We start from the raw sequence: 6,645 nt of genomic DNA on the forward strand, positions 1-6,645 counted from the left end.
TTATAATCATCGAAGAATTCAAAAGGGTTTGGGTTTTAAGACACCAAATCAAATGGCCGAAGACTTTTATAAGTTGGCTGCCTAGAATCTCCCAAGGGAAAGTCTCCTGATAATTCAGCGTATATCATTATTAGTAATGGAACCGACATTGAATAATGGAAATTCGTTCATCCGTCACTTCATAAACTAATCTATGCTTCTCATCAATTCTACGGCTCCAGAATCCTGAAAGATTTGCTTTTAAAGGTTCTGGTTTTCCAGTTCCTTCAAAGGGTGTTCTTTGACATTCTCTGATTAAGGTATTGATACGTTTGAGTATCTTTTTATCCTGTGTTTGCCAATAGATATATTCATCCCAGGCATTTTCAGTCCATTCGACATTACGACTCGTCATCTATAATCAACTCTCTTTGTTTGGTTTTACCTGCGCGTAATTGAGCAATTGATTCGTTTAAACGAGTGGTATTATTTGGAGATGAAAGGAGATACAACGTTTCCATTAAACTGTCGTAATGATCTTGTCCCATTACTACAGCATGACCGCCTTCTTTTCTTGTAATGAAAGCGACATCTGCATCATCAATAACTTTATCTAAAACAGATTTTAAGTTGTTACGTGCGTCTGTATATGTAAATACATGCATATATTTCTCCCTCATAAAGTAAGCTGTGTTAAAACGCTACTGACTAGATGATAGTGATCGAACTTTACAATCTAAAATGTACAGAATTCTGTACATGTTGTCAATTTTGTGTAACAGTTTTATATCAAATAGGCTTTGTTGCATAAAGATTTCATAACTATATGATTTTAAAAGTTTTGATTATTTTTTTGATCCAAAATTAAATTTATTTAAATCAGATGCTTACATACTTATACAACAGAGCCGACTGAAGATACTATTAAATTAAAGAAGTCTAATTAGATATTTACAATCTAATAGAGTCTAACAACTTGCTTTAAGCTCTATTAATTTTGCATGGTGTCACGAGGAACCGGGATTTGCTATCAGTTCAATCTGGAATATCTGGCCCCAGTAGTCTGAAGCAATGGGGTCGATGGGCAGGGCTCTGCCTTTGCTGATACCTCAGGCAGCTTAAAAGTATTTACGCCAGCCAATAGAAAAAACACCAAAGTTCACTACCAGATAGCGAGTTATAATTTAAATTTGAGTGAGTTGGGGGGATGCTTCAAATTATAAATCTTTGTGCAACAAAGCCCTACTATTCTGAAATGACAGCTTTGTCCGTTATAATTGTATAAACATTTTTAGTGTCTGGTAATTATGTCCTCATTGATCAATTTTCTATCTCGCTTTAGTACTGCAACTCTTCAGCGCAGCCAGAGCTATGCTAAACACATTGATAGGAAAACGATTGAGTTCTTTGAGGAAAATGACGATGTCACGATGTATGCCCAAATTGAAGGGACAGATTATTACGATACTGCAATTACCTATAATCTTAAAAAGGACCGTTTAATTGATGACGACTGCACTTGTCCGGTTGGATATAACTGTAAACATGCTGCTGCTTTAGCCAAATTATTTTATCAAGAATATCGAGAAGGATATCTGAAGAGCTATGTTGACTCTCAGTCATCATCTCACACTCAAAAAGATCGGGTTGCAATTAATCAAGCACAACGCTGGTTAAGTGAGTTTAAGCAGTATTTACAACATACCCAGTTAGAGCAGCAAAAGACAACGAGTAATTATTTACTTTATTATTTAGATCAGCCTTTAGGTCTATTCGGGTTAAAACTTGAGGTTCGCAAAGGTAGACGTAATAAAAGTGGGACGATCACAGGTGTCAGTTCTTATACTGAATATGGCAATATTCTAAAAAAACGTCTGTCTTTGCCTGATGGGAAGCGACAATTATTTAATCAAATTTATTATTATGCCAAGCTCAATCAGAATGAGTTTTCTTATGGAAATAGTCTTGATATATCAGGCATTGTCTTAGAGCATTTTAAATCTTTCATTCAGAGTGGTGATGTCTATTGGAAACAAAAAAGTGATGCTCCACTTACATGGTCAGAACAAAGCTATCAGCTTGAATTTTCTTGGCAAAAGAGCATTGAAAAACAGATTGAGCACTTAGATTTTGAGTTGGTCAATGGAAATGTTCGACTCAATTTAAAATCGAATCCACATCTTCAAATTCTTGTAAGTCAGCCACTTTGTTATATCGATATTCACAAGAATACGGTAGGGCAACTCTATAGTGAATATACATCGGATTTACTGTACTACCTTTGGCGGATGCCAGAGATGCCTGCGACGGTTTTGACTGAGTTTGAGCAGCTTACCCATCAATCTACAACGATACATAACTTGCCGAAACCTGGGTTTCTTCAAGAGATTGAAGTCTTACAGGGTAATCCCCAGCCAATTTTACGCTTCGGTGTTTTAGATAAATTTGATTGGAAATGGGAGGAGTCTGTTTGTGCTGAAATTGAATTCTCCTATGCAGGCGGGCGAATTAAAGCAGGTACATCAGGTGACAGTTTCATTGGTGAGCAGCATGACAAAATGGTGCGACAGCTTCGGGACTTAGTTCAGGAACAACAGTCAATCCAGCGTTTACAGCTATTGGTCGAATCACTGAAGTGGGTGAAAGATCTTAGTTATGACCAGCAATTAAAACTGGATAAACAACGTCTCGATTCTATGGTTTTTGCTTTCTATGGAGACTGGATCAAACAGCTGATGCCCATCAATCAAATTGAGTTGATGGGCTGGCAGATAGAGCATCTGGAAAACAGCCCCTTTAACCTGCAATATGTTGAAAATTTAAATATTTCTATCACTGAATCTGAAGGCCAGCAGGACTGGTTCAATATCGGGGCGACGGTTCAAGACAGTGCAGGCAATTCTTATAATTTACTTGATGCGCTCGTAGCTTTGGTGCGAGTAAATCCTGATTTACTTGATCCGCGGACTTTTATTCATCTGCATGACAGTCAAATTTTCACCGTGAAAACTGCAGTTGATCAACCTGATTTGGCGCTATCCGCTAGGGATATTAAGCCGGTATTATTGCATCTGCAGAGCATTTTACAGCAAGAAGAGCGCAGTATTGATCGCTATGATGCGAGTCAATTATTAGAATTGCAGCATAATCCTGGGATGACATGGCAGGTCAGTGATCGCCTGCAGAAATTTGTACATAAATTCAAACAAGGCTATCAGCAACAACTGCCAACACCACAAGGTTTTCAGGGGGAGTTGCGTCTATACCAGCAGCAGGGCTTAGGCTGGTTACAGTTTTTAAGGGAAACCCAGCATGGCGGGATTCTGGCAGATGATATGGGCTTGGGGAAAACAGCACAAACTTTAGCCCATTTACTCATGGAAAAGCAGGCTGGATATTTGCAGGATAGTCCCGCCTTAATTGTTGCACCCACATCGCTGATGCATAACTGGTTCAAAGAAGCGGAGAAATTTACCCCAGAGCTCAAGGTATTGCTGCTACAGGGGCCCGATCGCCATCAGTATTTTGAGCAGATTCCGCACTATGATATTGTGTTAACCACCTATCCGCTTCTGGCGAGAGATGAAGAGCAACTAAAGCAATATGAATATCATCAACTCATTTTGGATGAGGCGCAGAATATCAAAAATCCGCGTGCCAAAGCTGCACAGGTGGTACGGCAATTAAAAGCACGACATCGTCTATGTCTAACCGGTACACCTATGGAAAATCATTTGGGTGAGCTGTGGGCAATATTTTATTTTCTGATGCCAGGATTTTTATATTCACAAGAAATCTTTAATAAAAAATACCGCTATCCGATTGAAAAACGCGGTGATGAACAGTTAAGGCAAAAGTTGGTAAACCGCATTAAACCCTTTATTTTACGTCGCTTGAAAACTGACGTCGCCAAAGAATTGCCAGAAAAAACCACGATTGAAGTCAATATTGATATGAATGACCAGCAATCCAAGTTATATGAGGCTGTTCGTGCCACGATGCAGGAAAATATTCAGAAAATTGTGGCAGAAAAAGGCTTTAAACGTAGTCAAATTCAAATTTTAGATGCCTTACTGAAGCTACGTCAGGTGTGCTGCCATCCTAGCTTACTAAAGCTGGATTCAGTGAAAACCGGGCAGGCACACTCTGCCAAACTTGAACAGTTGATGGATATGGTCGTTCCAATGGTGGAGGAGGGGCGAAAAATTCTGATCTTCTCTCAGTTTACCTCAATGTTGGAACTGATTGAGCAACAGCTCCATCACGCAGAAATTGGCTATGTGAAGCTGACTGGAAAGACCAAAAAGCGAGATGAAGTCATTACAGCATTTCAGTCTGGACAAGTGCCAGTATTTTTAATCAGTCTGAAAGCAGGAGGGGTCGGTCTGAATCTAACTGCCGCAGATACGGTCATTCACTATGATCCATGGTGGAACCCTGCTGCTGAAGATCAAGCTTCAGATCGTGCATGGCGGATTGGACAGGACAAGCCAGTATTTGTGTATAAGCTGATTACCAATAAAAGCATAGAAGAAAAAATTCTTGCCTTACAGCAAAATAAAGCAGAACTGGCACAGTCTATTCTAAGTACCGATCATGAGGGCGAAGCGAAACTGACGGAAAATGACGTGATGAACTTGTTTGAGAAATTTTAGTTTGGTTTCAGATTACCCTAATCATCTGTAAGTATCTGAAAGTCTGGATGCAATTTTTTCCAATGTTCTCTTAATTTTTCTTTATGAATAGAAATCATAGGTAAGTCTAGTAATAGCACTGGCCATACTGACCGTGCTTTGTCCATGATTGCGTGAAGTTGTTTTTCAATAACACGCCATGGAACACCGACTTTTTCAGCCCATTCTTCAAAGTGTTTCATCTCAGCTAAATACCAATCTTTATTTTTGGCAAGATTTAATGCGAAATGACGCTCATTTTCAATATATACACTGGTCATTAATATATCGTATGCGGGAGATAATCTGGGTGCACTTTTATCATGATAAATCATACTCCAGTTTTTTAAGTGCGCATCTCCATTGGCGAGTAAAATATTGACAAGTAAGCGGCTGGCAAATTGCTGAATATCAATAATTTTGTTATCTGAAAATTGATAAATGATCTTTCCTATCTGCTCATAATTTGTGGTGCTGTATTTCTGCTGTGGATATGCACCGAAGATCTGAGCAAAGTCTTCGATGTGAATAAGCTCTGTAGTATCAGCAGTATTCTGTCTATCAAATCTTTTGATTGCAAAAGCATATTGCTCTTGGGGTAAATTTAATGGTGGAAGGTCTTGTAAGAGTGCCATATCCACCAAGCGAATCTCAGGGACATCTATTCCGACCATTTTTGCAAGGCTCATCATAGAATATTCATTTAGCGGAACAAAAGCATGTCTGGAAGAAGGAGTTTTGACAATCCAGTCCCCGAGTAGAGACGATTCCGTTGCCTGGACTAGTGTAAAACGCCCATCTTTGGCTTTCATGGAAAACTTCATTTGGACGCCGGCCAAGGAAAACTTATTATCTGTTCGGATCTCTTGCTTTAAGATCTGATCTGGATTAGAGATCTGCAATTTGAATTTTATTTCATCTGGAATTTCTTCTGGATCTAATGGAGTCGCAATGAGTGCTCCAGGTAAATCATGACCTAAAGCTGCCAATAACTGAAATTCATTGTCTATATGTACTTTGAGGCTTTGTGCAATCAGTTCGCGTAATGCACCTTCTGGTAGCAAGTTTGATAGCAAGGGGTGTAAGCGCTGATGTGTAACATAGGTCTTTTCTAAAATTTTATCCGCTTGAGGATACAAGGGGGAAGTCAGCAGGCTCAAGGTCGGGCGTTGCTGATCAGAGCGGAAAGAATCTGTAAAAACCAGAATATTTTTTCCGCTCTGAAATCCTGCCAAGTATCCAACGATACCGTGATGTAATGTTAATTTCAGGACGGCAACAGTATTCATGGTTCCTCTCCTCCGAGAAGACCTTTCCATGGGTTAGTCATTAAGTCATCCTGATCTTCAATAGTGACTTTAATTTCATCATTCAATAATTGTCTGATCAAATGAACCTTATCATCAGGGATGAGCATCAGTTGAGCATTTAATCCTGCCGCTATAATTTCTAAGGTCTCTAATCGAGGGTTGCCCTGACTTTCCAGTTTTTGGTACTGCTGTCTTGAAATGCCTGTACGGGATTGCATATCAACTTGCTTTAAGCCCAATTGGGTTCGTCTTTTTTTGATTTGCTGAAGTAAAGACTTATTCATTGTAGATACATTTATTGCTTTTAGGTCCTGTAAGAAACATATTAGTTTCTTTTTTTTTGAAAAGCAATTTATGACTTTATCATTTCGATCTGTAAAAGCCCTAGCTACGTAGTGATCTGAAATCACTCTGAAAATACAGTTAAAATACGCGGTTCAATTTACCTTAATCTACTTACGTAATTGGCAGCCAGATCTGAACTGTTGGCAACTCTCTGGCAAAATTTCCTGACAGCCCTGCATTTAACTGCCTAGCGCAATCTGATAATAAATAACTTTGTACACGACAAAAAAAGATAACTCATTGAAATAATGGCATAATACTTGTTTTCTGACGACGAATATGATGACACATTTCAATGAGTTACATCTCATCTTAAACAAATATCTAAAGTGGAACAA

The 6,645-nt window shown here is 38.9% G+C and carries 5 protein-coding genes; 1 reads left to right on the forward strand and 4 read right to left on the reverse strand.

The annotated features are described in order from the left end of the window. Nucleotides 1-130: 130 nt before the first annotated feature. On the reverse strand, nt 131-394 hold the full coding sequence (locus FTV03_RS16665) for a Txe/YoeB family addiction module toxin (protein WP_000203952.1): 264 nt from the start codon (nt 392-394) through the stop codon (nt 131-133). Then, nucleotides 381-644 (reverse strand): type II toxin-antitoxin system Phd/YefM family antitoxin, encoded by a 264-nt coding sequence (locus FTV03_RS16670; RefSeq protein ID WP_016658858.1) that lies wholly within the window; start codon nt 642-644, stop codon nt 381-383. Before FTV03_RS16670 ends, FTV03_RS16665 begins: the two co-directional genes overlap by 14 nt. 642 nt (nt 645-1,286) lie before the next feature. Between FTV03_RS16670 and FTV03_RS16675 the strand changes: the two genes are divergently transcribed. After that, on the forward strand, nt 1,287-4,634 hold the full coding sequence (locus FTV03_RS16675) for a DEAD/DEAH box helicase (protein WP_180042281.1): 3,348 nt from the start codon (nt 1,287-1,289) through the stop codon (nt 4,632-4,634). 17 nt (nt 4,635-4,651) lie between these two features. On the opposite strand, the gene FTV03_RS16680 is transcribed toward FTV03_RS16675, so the two are convergent. Continuing rightward, nucleotides 4,652-5,941: a type II toxin-antitoxin system HipA family toxin gene (locus tag FTV03_RS16680; RefSeq protein ID WP_180042283.1), complete on the reverse strand. Its 1,290-nt coding sequence runs from the start codon at nt 5,939-5,941 to the stop codon at nt 4,652-4,654. Next, nucleotides 5,938-6,246, reverse strand: a complete 309-nt coding sequence (locus FTV03_RS16685) for a helix-turn-helix transcriptional regulator (protein ID WP_004282130.1) — start codon at nt 6,244-6,246, stop codon at nt 5,938-5,940. The genes FTV03_RS16680 and FTV03_RS16685 overlap by 4 nt, the downstream gene beginning before the upstream one ends. Between the last annotated feature and the right edge of the window lie 399 nt (nt 6,247-6,645).

Origin of the sequence: Acinetobacter sp. YH12218, assembly GCF_013417925.1 — a bacterium.
GTDB classification, from domain to species: domain Bacteria; phylum Pseudomonadota; class Gammaproteobacteria; order Pseudomonadales; family Moraxellaceae; genus Acinetobacter; species Acinetobacter amyesii.

Coding starts and splice junctions, on each gene's coding strand:
- FTV03_RS16665 (WP_000203952.1), bottom strand. CDS start 394: ATGACGAGTCGTAATGTCGAATGGACTGAAAATGCCTGGGATGAATAT.
- FTV03_RS16670 (WP_016658858.1), bottom strand. CDS start 644: ATGCATGTATTTACATATACAGACGCACGTAACAACTTAAAATCTGTT.
- FTV03_RS16675 (WP_180042281.1), top strand. CDS start 1,287: ATGTCCTCATTGATCAATTTTCTATCTCGCTTTAGTACTGCAACTCTT.
- FTV03_RS16680 (WP_180042283.1), bottom strand. CDS start 5,941: ATGAATACTGTTGCCGTCCTGAAATTAACATTACATCACGGTATCGTT.
- FTV03_RS16685 (WP_004282130.1), bottom strand. CDS start 6,246: ATGAATAAGTCTTTACTTCAGCAAATCAAAAAAAGACGAACCCAATTG.